Here is a 14,851-nt window from a genome sequence, read left to right on the forward strand (position 1 = left end):
ATGAACGGCCGAATGGAGGCCCCGGCGATCATCAGCCCGAACAATGTTCTGGCCAACGCGATGTTGCGTAGCGTCGACATGGTCCGACCTCGCCTACAGGCCATGAATCCCGACAGAGTCACATTCTGTGTCGGTACTCAGATCAACGGTGCTCCGCATCTCGGCACCTCATTGGTGCACACTGCCGCGTTCCTGCTTGCCAAGGCCGCCAAGCGCACCTTCAATGTGGACACGATCGTCCGGTTCGGTGCATTGGACAATGCGCCCTATGACATTCGCTTGGATCCAGAGACTCATCACGCCTACCAGCAAACCTACGCGCATGCTCTGGGGGCGGCCGCAGTCGATGACCTGATCGAGAAATACTATCGAGGCATGTTCGACTCTTTAGCCGACGCAACCGGCGTCGACTACGAGATCGAAACGTACAGCAGGCGGCAGGCGATGCCCGCGTTCCGGCATGAATTCCTCGCCACGCTCGGCCGCCTGGAGCAGATTCGCTGGCCACTCGCCCCTTCCCACGGTCACGTCCACCTGCGTCTTCCCTGTCCGCAATGCGGCTGGGCGGAGAAGCGCGGCGAGCGCACACGGCTGCTGCGCACCGGCTCGGGCGGGGCGGACTTCGCCGCCATATGCACCGACCATGGCGACTACGAGGTCGCGATCACGGCCGACACCCGTGCCTACCTCGACCTCCCCACTCTCTACCGGAACCTGGTCAAGGAGCGAATGGCGGCACGCGACCACGTCAATCTCTCCGTGATGGTCAAGGGAGGTGACTGGGCCTACGGCTGCCAACTTGTCGACGAGGCCTTCGCTCAGCTCCCCAGCTTGGCGCCGCCACCCCGAATTTTCACTCCCATGGTTCTTACCGATACGGGAGCGAAGCTATCCAAATCGCTGATCAGAGAAGGAAAAGTGCCGCCCCCGACGGGGGCTCGCGACTGGATGCTGGACATCACCGACTGGCCCGGCACGATCGACTCCTACGTCGACGTGCTCGTCTGGCTTGTCGGCAAGATGCTCGCCGACCCCAAGCATTTCTATCGCAGCTACACGACCCACGAACTGGACCGCGTCATGACCGCACGTCCTCCGGCCGAGCTGGCCGTGCGAGCCCGCGAAATGAATCTGTACCGCCGCTATTTCGACCTGGTGGCAGCGGGCCGCAAAACCATAGAGGTCCGCGTGCAGTATCCGAACCTACGGAAACTGAAGGTGGGTGACCACATTCGATTCATATGCGGTCGAGATGATGTTCTGACTCGGGTCAGGAGGGTCGCTCGTTATCGGTCATTCGAAGAGATGTTTGACGCAGAAGGGCCGTCCAGCGTCAATCCTGACAGCCCACGTGACCAGCAACTCGCCAATATCCGGCGCATCTATGGGCCCGAGAAGGAAGCCCTCGGCGTGCTGGCCATCGAAATCTCGCTCGTCAGTCCCGCGGACCCCTGATCCGCTCAGAGTCGCCATCGCCGACTTGGTCGACGCGAGCTGCCGCGGCCCTGCGGTGGTGGTCACCACGCCGGGGCTCACCGAAGCCCTGCTCTCGGCCGACTGCGGCACACTGGCGAGAGGTGCTCAGCGCCTTCCAACGTCCAGCCATCCCGCCTGCGCATCTCCAGGATGTTCGCCATGTTCTCCGAGCCTGACGACCCCGATGTCCGTGAACGAATGTGCGCCGCCTACACCGACGCGGCGGTTCGGCTCGGATGCGCGTCCACCCACAGGGGGCCAGAGCCTGGGGCCATAGCGGACGGACCATCGGCGGCCCCGTCACGACGTCCAGCGGAGACGCCTGGCTCCGCGTGCTTGAGGCACCGGTCGATAAGGCGGGCGGAAAGTTGTGGACGGGTACTCAGGCCGCCGCGACCGCCTTGCCGAGTGAAGTTCCGCGCCCTCGGCTGCGGGACACGGCCGACTGGACCAAGAAGGGATACGCGTACCGAGCAGAACTCAGTACCTATGTAACGGCGTCTGTCTGCTCCTCGACTCCGGGACTCACCGCGCACATCGCTCTGCCTGATGCGTGGTGGTCACGATTGCGATGGACCACGGACACGGTCGCGGCCACACCGATTCCGGACGACCGTCCGCGCGTCATCAGCCAGGACTACGTACACCGCACCATTCCCCGCTACCTCGGCGACACGGGTGTCGACACCACCGTCCACCACTGGACCCTCGCGCACGGTGACCTGCACTGGGCCAATCTCACCGGTCCGGAACTGACCATCCTCGACTGGGAAGGCTTCGGCCCGGCCCCTCGCGGATTCGACGCCGCTCATCTCCACGCCTACACGCTCGGCGTCCCCGAGGTTGCAGCCCGGGTCCGGGACGTCTTCGCCGATGTCCTGGAAACGCGCGAGGGGCGGCTCGCCGAACTTACGGGTCGCGGCCATCCTCCTCCAGGCCGCCGACCGCGACCCCATCCACGCCGCTCTGGCTCCCCACGTCCGAATCCATGCCCGCCGCCTGCTGGGCCTCTCTGAGCCAAGCCCGACGACCTACGGACCGGGCGGTGTCACGACCGCCCATCCACCGGCTGAGTTGGGTGTACGAGCACGCGAGATGAATCTCTATCGCCGCTACTTCGACCTTGTCGCGGCCGGTCGCAAGTCGATTGAGGTCCGCGTGCAGTACCCCAAACTGCGGAGGCTGAAGGCGGGTGACCACATCCGATTCACATGCGGGCGAGATAGCGTTCTGACCCGGGTCAAGAGGGTGTCCCGTTACTCCTCCTTCGAGAAGATGTTCGATGCGGAAGGGCCGTCCAAGGTCGACCCTGACAGCCCGCGTGACCAGCAACTCATCAACATCCGGCGCATCTACGGGCCCGAGAAGGAAGCCCTCGGCGTGCTGGCCATCGAAATTTCACTCGTCAGTTCCGCGGACCCGGACCTCTGATCCGCTGACAGCCAGAGTGCTCCCCGCGCACGCGGGGTTGATCCCGATCTGAGTTCGACGCTGGCGGCGTTCGCTCGGTGCTCCCCGCGCACGCGCGGGGATTGACCGGCACCGTGCCGTATCCGACGGTGTCGTATTCGCTGCCCCGGACGATGGGCAGTCTCGGGTGGGGACCAGAATGCGGAACATGTGGTGGAGAAGGGAGCGCGGGGAACCGCGTGAGACCCCAGCCGCGCGGTTCACTGCGCACCTGAAGAGGAACATGCCTGAGGCCGGGGACTTCAGCCATGAGGCGATCCAGGAGCTGGGGAACCCGGTTCCGATGCTCGTCCAGAACGGTGGCGACCAGCTGCTGAAGCTGTGGCTTGAGCCGTTTGGCCAGGACTACTGGCTGAGGCCGGGTGAAGCGGTCGTGGTCACATCCTATGGTCATTGGGATGACCGACCCTTTGAGATGCTCCATGAGCCAGACTGCATCCAGGTCTGGGCCTGCTCGTGGTTCGCGACGGTCTCCGATCTCTTGGGAAACGAGGTGCCCGGGGGCCATCAGCGGCCGGAAAGAACAGTTGAGTGAATCCCTGCCGATCGGCACCCTGGTCTTGGATTGGTGGGAGGGATGTCGGTGGCGAAGCGTCGTCTTGTGCCGGGTGGGCGGAAGTGTCGGGTGATCGTGCGGTTCACCGATGCGGAGTTCGCGCGGGTGCAGGCGGTGGCCGACGAGGCTGGGGTGACGGGTTGGACCGATGCTGACGTCCTTGCTTGGAGTGGCGGGGGTGATGGTTGCGGTTGGGGGTGTCGTTCCGCGTCAGAATCGACGTGCTGACGCGTTGCACATTCGTCCGCGTCGCGGGGAGCGAAGTGGCTTAGGTGCTTATGGGAGGTTTGGTTTCTGTGGCTGGTAGGTGCTGGGGTCGCCACATGGTCGTGTCGAGTCCACCGCATCATCACGGCATGGTCATGCCGTGAGCTGCCCCGCCTTCGTCAGGAGGCCAAGATCCTGTTCGTGTGGACGGCGCGAGAGGGTCGATTGGGGTAACTCATTGCCATGTTCTTCGATCTTGGCGCGCGGAGAGTGACCGTCGGGGTCAGGATGGTGGGCATGAAGAAGAGGCGCCGCCGTACGCTGCTTGTCTTCTCCTGTGCTTCGCTCGTCCTGTTTCTTCCTTGCACGTTCGTGGCTGCCGAGGCGACCGAGGGGGCCGTCCGCGAGGAGGTGCGGCTGCGCGCTCCGACCGGGGCGTATCGCGTCGGAACGACTGCGTTCCACCTGACGGACAGGGGGCGGCGCGACCCGTGGACGGGGAGCCGTGGTCGGGAGTTGATGGTCAGTGTTTGGTATCCGGCCAGGAAGGGCGGGCCGATTGCGCCGCACATGACGGCGAAGGCCGCGGTGCATTTCGGGTCCGCTACGGGGGCGGGGACGGTCAACCTCGACATGCCGCCTGGGAAGGCCGACTGGGCGGGGACGCGGACGAATGCGGTCACTGGAGCGTCCGTTGACCGGCGGGCTGGGCGGCTGCCGGTCGTGCTCTACTCCGCCGGGCTCGGAGATCCTCGGACGTTCGGCACCACGCTCGTTGAGGACCTCGTGAGCCGTGGGTACGCGGTGGTGACCGTCGATCACACCTATGAGGCGTCCGAGGTGGAGTTCCCGGGCGGGCGGCTGGAGACGAGTCGGCTGCTGGAGGGGGAGCCGCCGTCCGATCCCGCCGAGATCACGGCGCTGTTGAAGAAAGCGATGGCGACGCGTGTCGCGGACGTTCGGTTCGTCCTGGACCGGCTGCCCGGTTTGGCCGAGGGACGGTTCGCGCTCGACCTGGGACGGGTCGGGATGGTGGGGCAGTCGGCGGGCGGGTTCACGGCCGCGCAGGCGATGCACGACGACCGGCGGATCCGGGCCGGGGTGAACATGGATGGTCAGATGGACTTCCCGGACGGGCTGAGCAGCGTCGCGCGGGACGGCCTTGACCGGCCGCTGCTGCTCCTCGGCTCCGAGGAGTCCGGCGACTACCAGAAGCGTCCCTCGTGGGCGGCGTTCTGGAAGAACTCGCGCGGCTGGAGGTTCAACGGGACGCTGCGCGGCACGCGGCACGCCTCGTACACCGACGCGCAGTCGCTCCTGCCCTGGTTCGCGCGCCAGGGCATCGTCCCGGCAGGCGGGCTTGCCAAGGCCGTCGGGACGATCGACCCGAAGCGGTCCGTGGCCGTGCAGCGCGCCTACGTGGCCTCGTTCTTCGACCGGTGGCTCCGCGGACGCGACGACCATCTCCTCGACGGCCCCGCCGCCCGATTCCCGGAGATGGAGACGGCGGGTCCGGTCGTCGGGTGACCCGTCTTCTGCGGTGCCGCGTCATCCCGTCCTGCTGGATGCGGACCGCCCGTCTGGCCCGGCTCGCGGACGTCGCCCCAGACCAGGCCATCGACCTGATCGACGAGTTGCTGCGCAACGGGTAGAGGCGTGCGGGCCCTTCTCGGCCCGGGCGCTACGACGTCGCCCGCGCCGCCATCACCGCGGGAGTCACCAAGGTCGAAACTGCGCCCGTGTACGCGTAAGGCGGTGCCGCATTTACGGGAGATATCAGGACGGAATTACGGGGTCCAGCCGTGGGTGGTGAAGGGGATTCCGGCCAGGTAGGCGCGGATTCCGGCGGCGGGGTAGGGGATGGTGTTCGAGGGCAGGAGCTGGGGGTCGCACCATTGGAGTTTGCGGCATTTGTGGGGTTCGGCGTTATGGGGATCCCCCGACCAGTGGGTGGTGGCGAAGAACAGGCCGAGGCGGGCCCGTGCGGGGAGTTGGCGGTGATGGACGACGGTGGTCAGGACGAGGTCGGCCGGGTCGATGACGACGCCGGTCTCTTCGTGGGCTTCGCGGGCCGCGCCGTGGGAGGCGGGTTCGCCTTCCTCCAGGTGGCCGGAGGGGAGGTGCAGCATGCCGCTGCCGTACCCGGTGCCCTGACGTTCCAGTAGAAGGATGTCGTCGTCGCGTTCGAGGATGACGTGAACGTCCACGATGGGTCGGTAGCGATCGGTCATGCTGCCCCTCCGGCGCGCTGGTCGCTGCGGTTCAGGATGGGGCAGAGGTTAGTGGTATCGCGGTGGTGGCCACGCGGAGAGCCGATGAATTGGGGTCAAAGGAGTCCGCTTGTTTGATGATTGTTGTGGTTGGTCGTTTTGGTTCGGGTGTGCGGGTGGGGTGGCGGGGGAGGAAGAGGGTTATCAGTAGTCCTATGGCCATTCCGGCTGTTGTTAGGAGGATGACGGTGAATTCGCCGTTCGCGGTCGCGGTGCGTAGTTCGTGGCGGTAGCGTCCTGACCGTGGTGGGGATCACGGCGAAGTCGACCATGACGTACCACTGGCGGGTGCTGCGTGAGGGCGGCGTCATCTTCCGGGAGGCCGCGAGAACTTGCGTCGCCTGCGCCGATCAGACCTGGACGCCATCCTCTCCGGCGACGCCACCGGCCGACCCCGATTTCCCCAGGTATGGCAAAGCGTACTTGAGTGACTACTTACTGTCAGTAGACTGGGTGGTGCTTGCGGACCTTCGGGTCCCGGACGGGTCGTGACCGCTGACGTCTCCCCAGCGGCCACGGCCCGTTCGTCGTGGCGGCCTAGTCCGCCTCGAACTTCAGGTCGCTCTCGACGTGGACGATCATCGCGTCCGGGTCGAAGGTCAGCCGGACGGGGCCCGTCAGCCAGCCGAGGTGATGGGAGTAGAAGAAGTCATAGGACACGATGCCGTCCCTTGCGGTCATCGGCTCCTCTTCTCCCCTGGCCCAGGCGCTGTCGATCGGCACCCGGTTCCGGCCGTCCGTGCTGGTCACCTGGAATTCTCTGCCGTCGAGAGTGAGCGTCCAGCTCGTGGACACCGGGTCGCTCAGGCTGTGCTCAGGCTGAGCGCGCCGAACCGTCACATGGCGAGCCATGACGGTGCCGTGCCCTTCGAGTAAGGCGAACGGAACCTCACCGGCTGCAATCACTTCGTCCTCGGCCATATCCCACATAATCCAGGGACGGACGAGAGTGTGGGGTCGTCCCGGCTACGTGGTCGGTGTTCAGAGCACGCAGCCGGGAGCGACATCGGTCAGGTTCGGCGGGACGTCTGGCGGTACTGGGCGGCGGTGAGGCCGACCTGCCAGGCGGCCGCCCTTACCGGGTCCCGGATCCAGCCGGGGACCAGCTCACCGAACTCGCGGCGGGTGCCGTCCCGCTCCAGCGTCCCGTTGGTCATCAGCAGTAGGTGCAGATGGTCGTCGTACAGCGACTCCAGACACCACAGGCTGAGGACCTGTCCGGGATTGCCGGGGTCCGGTGTTTCCCGACCGACCCTCGGCCAGCCCGCCTCGCTGACCACCTGGTGCCAACCGGCGCGTCCGACCAACATCTCCACGGCGCAGCGCCGCTGCTCGGTGTTGCGCAGCGACACCGCGCGGGCGATCGGGACGTCCTCCTCGATGATCTCGCGCGGCATGGTGACGCCGTGCCAGGCCCACAGGCACCAGCCGTCCGGGTACCGCACCGCCGGGCCGCTCTCGTTGTGGAGTCGCCCCTCGGCGTCGTGGTGCAGTTCGATGGGGCGTTCGGTGAGGATCACGCTGTTCCTCATCGGCCACCACGCACCGGCCGACCGCTCCACCTGGAGCAGGCCGCGGCCGTGGCGGTCCGGTTCCCGGACACCGCATCGTTCGAGGAAGGAGAGCTGCGCGAGCTGCCGCAGCATCCGCGGAGGGTAGGCGCCCAGCCGGGGCAGCGCCCCAACTTCGGGACGCTGCTCCGCGTCCTGCCAGGTCGCCGCCACATGGTCGATCGCGGTGCCTACGGCCTTGCCGAGGCCCGTTTCGACGGCGGTGGCCACCTCGCGGCCGAGCCGGTGCAGCAGGCCGCCCCAGCGCGGGTCGCGTTCCAGGTCGTCGAGGTCGGACGGCAGCGGATCCAGCATGATCAGGTCGGTTTCCGGAGGGGCCTCCGGGACCGTTTCGATGATGGCGTCGCCGGTCGGTTCCGGCAGCGTCCGCCATGCCCGCCTGGTGATGAGGGAGCGTCGGCCCGCGCGGATGTCGGCGCCGATGCTGCCCGCCATCGGCGAGCCAAGCCAGATCACGTGCTCCGGCGGACGGCGGCCGGCGCCGAGGTAGACGTCCTGGACGCCCGCCTCGGCCGCCACCCGGTCCGTCGGACCAACGGCCAGCCCGTGCCCCACCCACTCGTCCCGGACCAACGGCAGTAGTGCCTGCTGGTCCGCGGTCGGCGGCGGGTGGTGGCCGGGCGCCTTCGCCGTCATCAGTCCGCGACGAAGCGGACGGACGCGTTCCAGTCCTGTTGACGGGCCGCCGCCTGCTCGCGGATCGCCTGGTCGCGGGCCGCCTGCTTACGAGCCTGCTTACGGGCCTGCTCGCGCTTGCGGCGGGCTCCCGGGTCGAGGACACGGGGTGCCATTTCGCGCTTGCGGCGCAGTACGTACCGGCCGGGCGCGATTCCCGTGTTTCCGTGCTCCGGGTGGTCCAGCCACGCGGTCGCCCCGTCGCCGACTTCCAGCGATCCGAGGGTGATGTCGTCCGCCGCGCCATTGGCGGCGTCGTACCGGACGTCACCGGACGCGAGAAGCAGGTGCGTGTTTCCGCCCGCCTCGCCAAAGACCACGGCAATACCGGACGCCGGAACCTGGGTCACCGCAGGCTGATAATCCCGCGACGCCATCGCGGCGGGAATCACCGAAACATCGCCCTGGTGCTGAAGTCCGGCGATCGTCGGAATGTCGAGTTCGGCGGCCAGGTGGGCGAGGTCGCTGCCTTCTGACCGCACGTTGCTGAGAAGTATCATTACGGCCTCCCACCGAAGTGCTTGCCATGAAATGTAACGTCGCGCCTCAACGCAGGAAACTGATTTTTCCGGACGCTCCTCGTCCCCGAAGAAGTCCCCTTGTCGGACGCGTGGCGTAGGTTGCCCTGTGTGGCGGAACCGGAGTGTGAGGTGGGCTGGTCGTGAGCTGGGACGTCTTGCTGATGCGGGTTCCGGCGGAGGTCCGCGGGATGGACGACCTGCCGCAGGATTACGCTCCCGAACCGGTTGGTTCGCTGCCGGACGCCCTCGGCCGTCTGGCGAGCGAACTGCCCGAGGTCGATCTCTCAGACCCCGAGTGGGGCGTGCTCGAAGGTCCGACGTGGTCGATCGAGCTGAACATCGGGCACGATGATCCGCTGGAGGCGGTGATGCTTCATGTGCGCGGTGGCGGCGACGATGTGCTCACCGTCATCCTGAGGATCGCGCAGATACTCGGATGCCGGGCCCTTGATACCTCCACCGGCGATTTTCTCGCGGAAGGCCGAACCGAAGGCTGGCACGCTTTTCAGCAGTACCGCGATCAGGTGGCGAACAGGCTCGGCTAGGGCGTTTCCCAGTCAATGCGCCCGACTGACGGCCACCATGAGGTACGGCCGGTGCCCTACGACCAACGGCTTACTCGTCCACCCGCTGATCTGCACGGTTTGGTCATTTACGTTGTCGCGTAGTCCAGGTTCGACGCCAGGTGGTGAACAACGTTCGATCGGTTTCGGTGTTTAGGGTCGCCGGGTGGAGGTCCGATCGCTCGCTTTTCGCCTGGATCTGTTGCTGCGCCGCCAGGCGGGTTCGATCAGCAGGCGGCGCGCACCAGTGACGGTTTGATCGAGGAGCGGCGGCGTGCCCGTCCAAGGCCCTGCGAATCCGGCCCGGGGACGTGTTCAGGCGGGATTCGCAGTGCCTTCTCGGTGGAGGTCAGCCCTTGGTCACCAGGGCGACGATGTCCTCGATGCGGACGATTTCGCCGCGTGCTCCCCAGTTGCCCTCTGGGACCTCGTTGATGTGCACCCACGCGGCGGTGTTGCCGGTGAACCGTTCGGGGTCCGTGTCGGCGTCCGCCAGTACCTGCGTCACGCGTTTCACGATGTCCCGGCGTTTGTCGTCGTTCATCGAACCGGCCGGGACCCCCACCCGCACCATGTACTTCGGCTTCTCCTCGGGAGGCACCGCCTGGCCGCCGACGAACCAGGCGTCGACCTCGTTGACCACCAGCCAGGAGATGGACCTGGCCGCCTCGTTGTCCGGCGCGCCCTCGGCGATCATCACTTCCGACACCAGGCGGCCACCGATCTCGTTGCGGCGGTCCTCATCGAGCGAGCCCTTACGGACGAACAACTCCACGAACGGCACTACTTAGTCCTTTCATTGAACTCTTCCCTGGTCGCAACGTATCCCAGTGAGTTCAATGAATCAACCCTCTACACTGTGTCCCATGCAACGGACCAGCTTCGCGGAGATGCACTGCTCGATCGGGCAGACCCTGGAACGCGTCGGCGAGTGGTGGACCCCGCTGATCGTGCGGGACATCTATCTGGGCCTGCACCGGTTCGACGACATCGCCGAAAACCTCGGCATCTCCCGCAACCTGCTCACCCGTCGGCTCCAGACCCTGGTCACCGACGGCATCGTGAAACGCCACGCCTACCAGCAGCGGCCGCTGCGGCACGAGTACCACCTCACCGAGGCGGGTCGGGAACTGGTGCCGGTGCTGATGGCGCTGATGGCCTGGGGTGACAAGTGGGCCACGCCGGAGGGCGGCCCGCCCGTCCGGCTGGAACACCACGACTGCGGGGCCGAGTTCACTCCGCATGTCTGCTGCTCGGCCTGTGGGGAGCGGGTGAGCAGCGAGAACGTCACGGCGCTGCCCGGCCCGGGTGCCGCGTCCGGGCCCGGGACCAGGGTGCTCGCCCGGCGCGGTGGTGTCACGGCCGGACGGTCGGAAGTCGGTTAGGGGCAGATCCAGCAGTAGAGGCGGGCGCGGTGGTCCACGGCTCGGGCGGCGAGCCCGGACAACTCGTCCAGGAAGTCGTGCAGGTCGTCCGGGTCGACCGGGTCGAGGAAGGCGTCCTCGTCGTTCGACCAGGCTGTGGCGATCTCGGAGAAGGACGCGGGGTCGGCGGCGGCGAGGGCGTCTCGGAAGGCGTCCGCGACCGTGACGACCACGACCTCGCCGTCTCCCAGCATGCCGACCAGGGCGCCGCTTTGAGCGTCGGATCGGCCCGTCAGGAGCGCCTCGGCCGGGGCCAGGTTCACCACCGGGTCCATGCCCTTGACGACGAGCTGGTCGTAGCCCGTTCCGCTGGTCTCGCCATCGTCGCGGACGACGGCCCGGACGGCGTCGTCGTCATCCGCGGCGGCGAAGTAGCCGTAGAGAACTCCCATGGGCGGATCCTCGCATCGGTTATCGAAGCGGCAGGTCGTCGAGGAAATCTCGGAGTTCGGTGATTCGGTCTTGCGGGACCGCCCGCTTCGGAAGAGCCAGGCATTGGTTGCGGGTGCCCAGTATCCATTGATGGGGGCTTTCCCTGACAACGCCGATCCGGGCCCAGGGCACTTCGGTGGTCACGCCTCCGGACTCCCAGCGGATGCGGGTCGGAGTGATGCTGATGTGGCGTTCGTTCTGGTCCATCGGCTGGACGAGCGTCCACAAACTGATGAGGAGCGGCAGGACCAAGAGGACGACACCGCCCACCGCGGCCAGAGCAGGCGCATTCGTCGCCTCCCCGTGGCGGGCCGCCGCGCGGGACAGCGCCCCGATTCCCACTACCGCGATGGCAAAGCCGACGAGACCGGCGTACAGCAGCCAAACGAACCAAGGGAAAACGACCGCGCGTCGACGATCGCGAGGCGTTGGCACGTAGCTGACCTCTAACTGCATATGCTGCCCTCTCAGCGGAATTAGAGGCCAGCCACGTTAGCGCCGGGGTACGTCAGTGAGGGATGCGGGACAGGACGGGCAGCGGCACTAGGCCGTACGAGTAGTAGTCGACGGTGTTCGCGCCCGCCTTGCGGGCGGCGGTGACCTTGGCGGCCAGATGGTCGGTCGAGGTCGTGTCGGGGAGGCCGGGGCGGAGGACGGCGCTGAGCGTGGTGTCCGGGCCCAGGGCCGTGCGGTAGGCGGTGACGTCCTCGGCCACGCGGTCCTCGTCGTAGGCGTAGCAGAGGATGGCGTATGACGGGACGACATCGCTCACCGCCGCCGGGTCCACGCCGATCTGCCAGGCGGAGTCGGCGGCGGGGCCGCCGGTGGGACGTCCGTCCGCGTAGCCCTTCACGGCACCGGTGAGGTCGAGGAACGTCAGGCTGGACCCTTCGGCGGCCACGGCTTCGGCGACGTCGGCGGCCAGGGACGTGACGATCGGGGTGCGGGAGCGGGCGTAGTCCTCCAGGACGGTCGGGAGCTCGGTGGCGGGAGGGCCGCCGTCCAGGACGGACGCGGCAAGTCGGGACGCGGCGGCACGGGCCGTTTCGGCGCCGGGGAGGCGGGACTGGCAGTGGGAGCAGAAGCACAAACCGAGCGCGAACTCGGCGGCCGGGCCCAACTCCACAAAGGCGCGCTCATGGTGGTAGCCGTGCCCGAACATCCCGAAATGCAGGGACTCGGAGACGACGCTGTCCACTCCCTGGCGGGCGATGGCGCGGCCCAGCGCGACGGCGTAGGCGCGGACGTCCGGGTTGGACGGGCACAGGTCGGCGGGTGCGGCACGGTCACCGAAGCAGTTCTCCTGGGTGACGTCCGGGAAGGCGAGGCCGAGGGTCGTGTTGTGCAGGAACACGCCCCAACCGTGCAGGGGCACACCCAGCTCGCGGGTCTGTCGGCGGAGGGCCTTCAACGGCTCCTGGTCGGCGTCCCGCTGGACGGGCGGGCGCAGGCGCAGCCCGTCGAACAGGTCGCCGGGAGGGAAGTGGATCCCGTCGTGCCTGAGCGTCACGCGGGTGCGGCCGTGGGGAGTCACGTCGCGGGCGCGGTGGTAGGCCGCGCCGACCGTGAGGGCGGAGACGCCGTGGGAAAGGACCTGCGCGGCGTCCACCCCGCGCAGGTCCTCCACCAGGGCGTACAAAGACGAGTCCATCAGCTCTTCTTGTAGGCGACGAAGTCGATCTCGACAAGGATGTTCATCAGGTCGGAGCCGACGGTGGTGCGCACCGGGTACGGCTCGGTGAAGTGCTCCCGGTACACCTTGTCGTAGGCGGCGAAGTCGCGGTGCAGGTCCTGGAGGTGGACGGTCGACTTCACGACGTCGTCCAGGCCGAGTCCGTGCTCGGCGAGGATCGCCTTCAGGTTCGCCAGGACCTGCCGGGTCTGCTGGGCGACGTCCCCGCCGACCGACTCGCCCGTCTTCGGGTCGTTCGGGCCCATGCCGGACGTGTAGAGGAAGTCGCCGACCACGATCGCCTGCGAGTACGTGCCGAGCGGAGCGGGCGCCGCCTCGCTGCGAATCTCACGTTTGCTCATGTCTGTCTCCTAGCGGGTGACGGTGTCTTCAGCTGATTTAAGTAGATCAAGGTCGGCGCGGCTCGGGAGCCCCTCCCAGTCGCCGCGGACGGTCACCGCGTACGCCCCGGCGGCCGTGGCCGTGTCGAGACGGTCGGCGACGGGACGTCCCCGGACGAACTCGGCGAGATACCCGGCGGCGAACGCGTCCCCGGCGCCGACCGGGTCGATCACCGGCACCCGGTGCGCGCCCTGGACGTGCAGCGCGCCCTCGCACAACGCGACCACCCCGGCGGCCCCGCGCTTGAGGAGGACGTCACGCGGGCCGAGCGCGGCGAGCGACCCGGCGAGCGCCGCCAGGTCGTCGTCCGCGTCGGGGACGATCAGCCGCGCCTCCTGCTCGGTGGCGAACAGCAGGTCGGCGCGCTTCACAAGCTTCTGCAAGCACTCGCCCGCCTCGGCCGGCGTCCACAGGGCCCGCCGGTAGTTCAGGTCGAGGGACACGGGCACGCCGGCCTCGCGGGCGGTCTCGACGGCGTCGTCGAGGGCCTGCCGGGCGGTGGCGCTGATGGCGGCGGTGATGCCGGTGACGTGCAGGACCCGCGCCGACCGGATCAGGTCGTGCGGGACGTCGGCCGGGCACAGCCGGGACCCGGCGCTGCCCGTCCGGTAGTACTGGACGCGGGTGAGCGTCCCGGCGCGGCGCTCCTTGAACAACAGCGCCGTCGGTGCGGACCGGTCCACCACGGTGTGCCCCAGGCGGACACCCTCGCCCGCCAGGACGTTGGTGATCAGTCGGCCGAACTCGTCGTCGCCGACACGGCCGAACCAGGCGGCGGTGCCGCCGAGCCGGCACAGCCCGATCGCCGTGTTCGACTCGGCGCCGCCGACGCCGAGGTCCAGGGCGCGGGCATGCCGCATCGGCCCGACGACGGGATTCTCCAACCGCGCCATGGTCTCGCCGAACGTGACCAGGTCGATGTTCGGTTCGGTCATCGGGTGACGCCCTCGCGCTCCACGCGGACGTCGGGTTGTCGGGCGGTGTGCACGGCGGCGAGGAGCCGTCCGGCCCGGTCCGCCAGAGCCGTCAGGGAACCGCCGTCGAACGCGTCGCCGATGAGGGAGCCGCCCGCGCCGACGGCGACGGCGCCCGCGGCGATGAAGTCGGCGGCGTTGTCCGGGCCGACCCCGCCCGTCGGCAGCAGCGGGACGTCACGGAACGGTCCCGCGAGGTCACGCAGGTAGCGGGGGCCGAACGCCCCGGCGGGGAAGATCTTGACGGCGGTGGCGCCGAGGTCCCAGGCGCGGCCGACCTCACCGGGGGTCAGCGCGCCCGGATAGTAGGCGACGCCGTGGTCACGGGCCACGGCGGCGACGCCTTCGCCGGTGTCGGGGGAGACGAGAAAGGACGCCCCGGCGGCCACCGCCGCGGACGCCTCCGCGGCGGTGCGCACTGTTCCGGCGCCGAGTTCGACGTCCGCGGGCAGCCGTCGCCGCGCCGCGTCCAGTTCGGCGAGCGCGCCCGGGGTGTTGAGGGTGAGCTCCAGGCAGCGGACGCCGGCGTCGGCGAGGGTGTCCAGGACGTCGGCGACGCGTTCGGCGCGGGTGCCGCGGACGACCGCGACGACCCCGGTCGCCGTCAGCGCGCCTCCCGGCGCCAGGCGGGGGATCAT

19 protein-coding genes are annotated in these 14,851 nt (G+C 68.1%); 7 read left to right on the forward strand and 12 right to left on the reverse strand.

Going from position 1 to position 14,851, the window contains the following annotated elements:
* The first annotated feature begins 12 nt into the window (after positions 1–12).
* A complete protein-coding gene (locus tag BZB76_RS35700) occupies positions 13–1,455 on the forward strand; it encodes an ASCH domain-containing protein (protein ID WP_246006751.1) in 1,443 nt (480 codons plus the stop codon).
* A 581-nt stretch (positions 1,456–2,036) separates the two neighbouring features.
* Here the strand turns inward: BZB76_RS35700 and BZB76_RS04705 are convergent.
* Positions 2,037–2,402, reverse strand: coding sequence for a hypothetical protein (locus BZB76_RS04705; RefSeq protein ID WP_147449315.1), 366 nt, complete (start codon positions 2,400–2,402; stop codon positions 2,037–2,039).
* Between the two features lie 169 nt (positions 2,403–2,571).
* On the opposite strand from BZB76_RS04705, the gene BZB76_RS04710 reads away from it, so the two are divergent.
* The 4 genes from BZB76_RS04710 (at position 2,572) to BZB76_RS36285 (ending at position 5,361) form a co-directional block, all read left to right on the forward strand.
* Positions 2,572–2,907, forward strand: coding sequence for an ASCH domain-containing protein (locus tag BZB76_RS04710; protein ID WP_121433011.1), 336 nt, complete (start codon positions 2,572–2,574; stop codon positions 2,905–2,907).
* A 178-nt stretch (positions 2,908–3,085) separates the two neighbouring features.
* Entirely contained in the window at positions 3,086–3,481 is a 396-nt protein-coding gene (locus BZB76_RS04715; RefSeq protein ID WP_147449316.1) for a hypothetical protein, read from the forward strand.
* Between the two features lie 798 nt (positions 3,482–4,279).
* The gene (locus BZB76_RS04720) at positions 4,280–5,236 is read left to right on the forward strand and encodes an alpha/beta hydrolase family protein (protein WP_337959735.1); all 957 of its coding nucleotides are present in this window, start codon (positions 4,280–4,282) and stop codon (positions 5,234–5,236) included.
* Positions 5,233–5,361 carry a hypothetical protein gene (locus tag BZB76_RS36285; protein ID WP_281273842.1) on the forward strand — a complete coding sequence of 43 codons (129 nt, stop codon included), beginning with the start codon at positions 5,233–5,235 and terminating at the stop codon, positions 5,359–5,361. The genes BZB76_RS04720 and BZB76_RS36285 overlap by 4 nt, the downstream gene beginning before the upstream one ends.
* A 135-nt stretch (positions 5,362–5,496) precedes the next feature.
* Here the strand turns inward: BZB76_RS36285 and BZB76_RS04725 are convergent, their stop codons facing one another.
* From BZB76_RS04725 to BZB76_RS04745, 4 genes are all read right to left on the reverse strand, one after another.
* The gene (locus BZB76_RS04725) at positions 5,497–5,940 is read right to left on the reverse strand and encodes an NUDIX hydrolase (protein ID WP_121433013.1); all 444 of its coding nucleotides are present in this window, start codon (positions 5,938–5,940) and stop codon (positions 5,497–5,499) included.
* A 576-nt stretch (positions 5,941–6,516) separates the two neighbouring features.
* Positions 6,517–6,900, reverse strand: coding sequence for a hypothetical protein (locus tag BZB76_RS04735; protein WP_147449317.1), 384 nt, complete (start codon positions 6,898–6,900; stop codon positions 6,517–6,519).
* An 89-nt stretch (positions 6,901–6,989) separates the two neighbouring features.
* Positions 6,990–8,186 carry a DUF6745 domain-containing protein gene (locus tag BZB76_RS04740; protein WP_121433015.1) on the reverse strand — a complete coding sequence of 399 codons (1,197 nt, stop codon included), beginning with the start codon at positions 8,184–8,186 and terminating at the stop codon, positions 6,990–6,992.
* Complete coding sequence (locus BZB76_RS04745; RefSeq protein WP_147449318.1) at positions 8,186–8,725, reverse strand: hypothetical protein; 540 nt, start codon at positions 8,723–8,725, stop codon at positions 8,186–8,188. Before BZB76_RS04745 ends, BZB76_RS04740 begins: the two co-directional genes overlap by 1 nt.
* Before the next feature lie 161 nt (positions 8,726–8,886).
* Here BZB76_RS04745 and BZB76_RS04750 point away from each other — a divergent pair, with 161 nt between their 5' ends.
* Positions 8,887–9,291, forward strand: coding sequence for a hypothetical protein (locus tag BZB76_RS04750; RefSeq protein ID WP_121433017.1), 405 nt, complete (start codon positions 8,887–8,889; stop codon positions 9,289–9,291).
* Positions 9,292–9,658: 367 nt separating this feature from the next.
* Here the strand turns inward: BZB76_RS04750 and BZB76_RS04755 are convergent, their stop codons facing one another.
* Positions 9,659–10,093 (reverse strand): tautomerase family protein, encoded by a 435-nt coding sequence (locus BZB76_RS04755; RefSeq protein ID WP_121433018.1) that lies wholly within the window; start codon positions 10,091–10,093, stop codon positions 9,659–9,661.
* Between the two features lie 82 nt (positions 10,094–10,175).
* Here BZB76_RS04755 and BZB76_RS04760 point away from each other — a divergent pair, with 82 nt between their 5' ends.
* Positions 10,176–10,694 (forward strand): winged helix-turn-helix transcriptional regulator, encoded by a 519-nt coding sequence (locus BZB76_RS04760; RefSeq protein ID WP_170180507.1) that lies wholly within the window; start codon positions 10,176–10,178, stop codon positions 10,692–10,694.
* On the opposite strand, the gene BZB76_RS04765 is transcribed toward BZB76_RS04760, so the two are convergent.
* From BZB76_RS04765 to BZB76_RS04790, 6 genes are read right to left on the reverse strand one after another with little or no spacing between them, the layout of a single operon-like run.
* The gene (locus BZB76_RS04765; protein WP_121433019.1) at positions 10,691–11,125 is read right to left on the reverse strand and encodes a hypothetical protein; all 435 of its coding nucleotides are present in this window, start codon (positions 11,123–11,125) and stop codon (positions 10,691–10,693) included. The genes BZB76_RS04760 and BZB76_RS04765 overlap by 4 nt on opposite strands.
* A 19-nt stretch (positions 11,126–11,144) precedes the next feature.
* Entirely contained in the window at positions 11,145–11,621 is a 477-nt protein-coding gene (locus BZB76_RS04770) for a YcxB family protein (RefSeq protein ID WP_121433020.1), read from the reverse strand.
* A gap of 52 nt (positions 11,622–11,673) precedes the next feature.
* The gene (locus tag BZB76_RS04775) at positions 11,674–12,816 is read right to left on the reverse strand and encodes a hypothetical protein (RefSeq protein ID WP_121433021.1); all 1,143 of its coding nucleotides are present in this window, start codon (positions 12,814–12,816) and stop codon (positions 11,674–11,676) included.
* Complete coding sequence (locus BZB76_RS04780) at positions 12,816–13,199, reverse strand: RidA family protein (RefSeq protein ID WP_121433022.1); 384 nt, start codon at positions 13,197–13,199, stop codon at positions 12,816–12,818. The genes BZB76_RS04775 and BZB76_RS04780 overlap by 1 nt, the downstream gene beginning before the upstream one ends.
* A 9-nt stretch (positions 13,200–13,208) precedes the next feature.
* Positions 13,209–14,174 carry a sugar kinase gene (locus BZB76_RS04785; RefSeq protein ID WP_211342828.1) on the reverse strand — a complete coding sequence of 322 codons (966 nt, stop codon included), beginning with the start codon at positions 14,172–14,174 and terminating at the stop codon, positions 13,209–13,211.
* A complete protein-coding gene (locus BZB76_RS04790; RefSeq protein ID WP_121433023.1) occupies positions 14,171–14,851 on the reverse strand; it encodes a bifunctional 4-hydroxy-2-oxoglutarate aldolase/2-dehydro-3-deoxy-phosphogluconate aldolase in 681 nt (226 codons plus the stop codon). The genes BZB76_RS04785 and BZB76_RS04790 overlap by 4 nt, the downstream gene beginning before the upstream one ends.

Origin of the sequence: Actinomadura pelletieri DSM 43383, from assembly GCF_003634705.1 — a bacterium.
GTDB classification, from domain to species: Bacteria; Actinomycetota; Actinomycetes; order Streptosporangiales; family Streptosporangiaceae; genus Spirillospora; species Spirillospora pelletieri.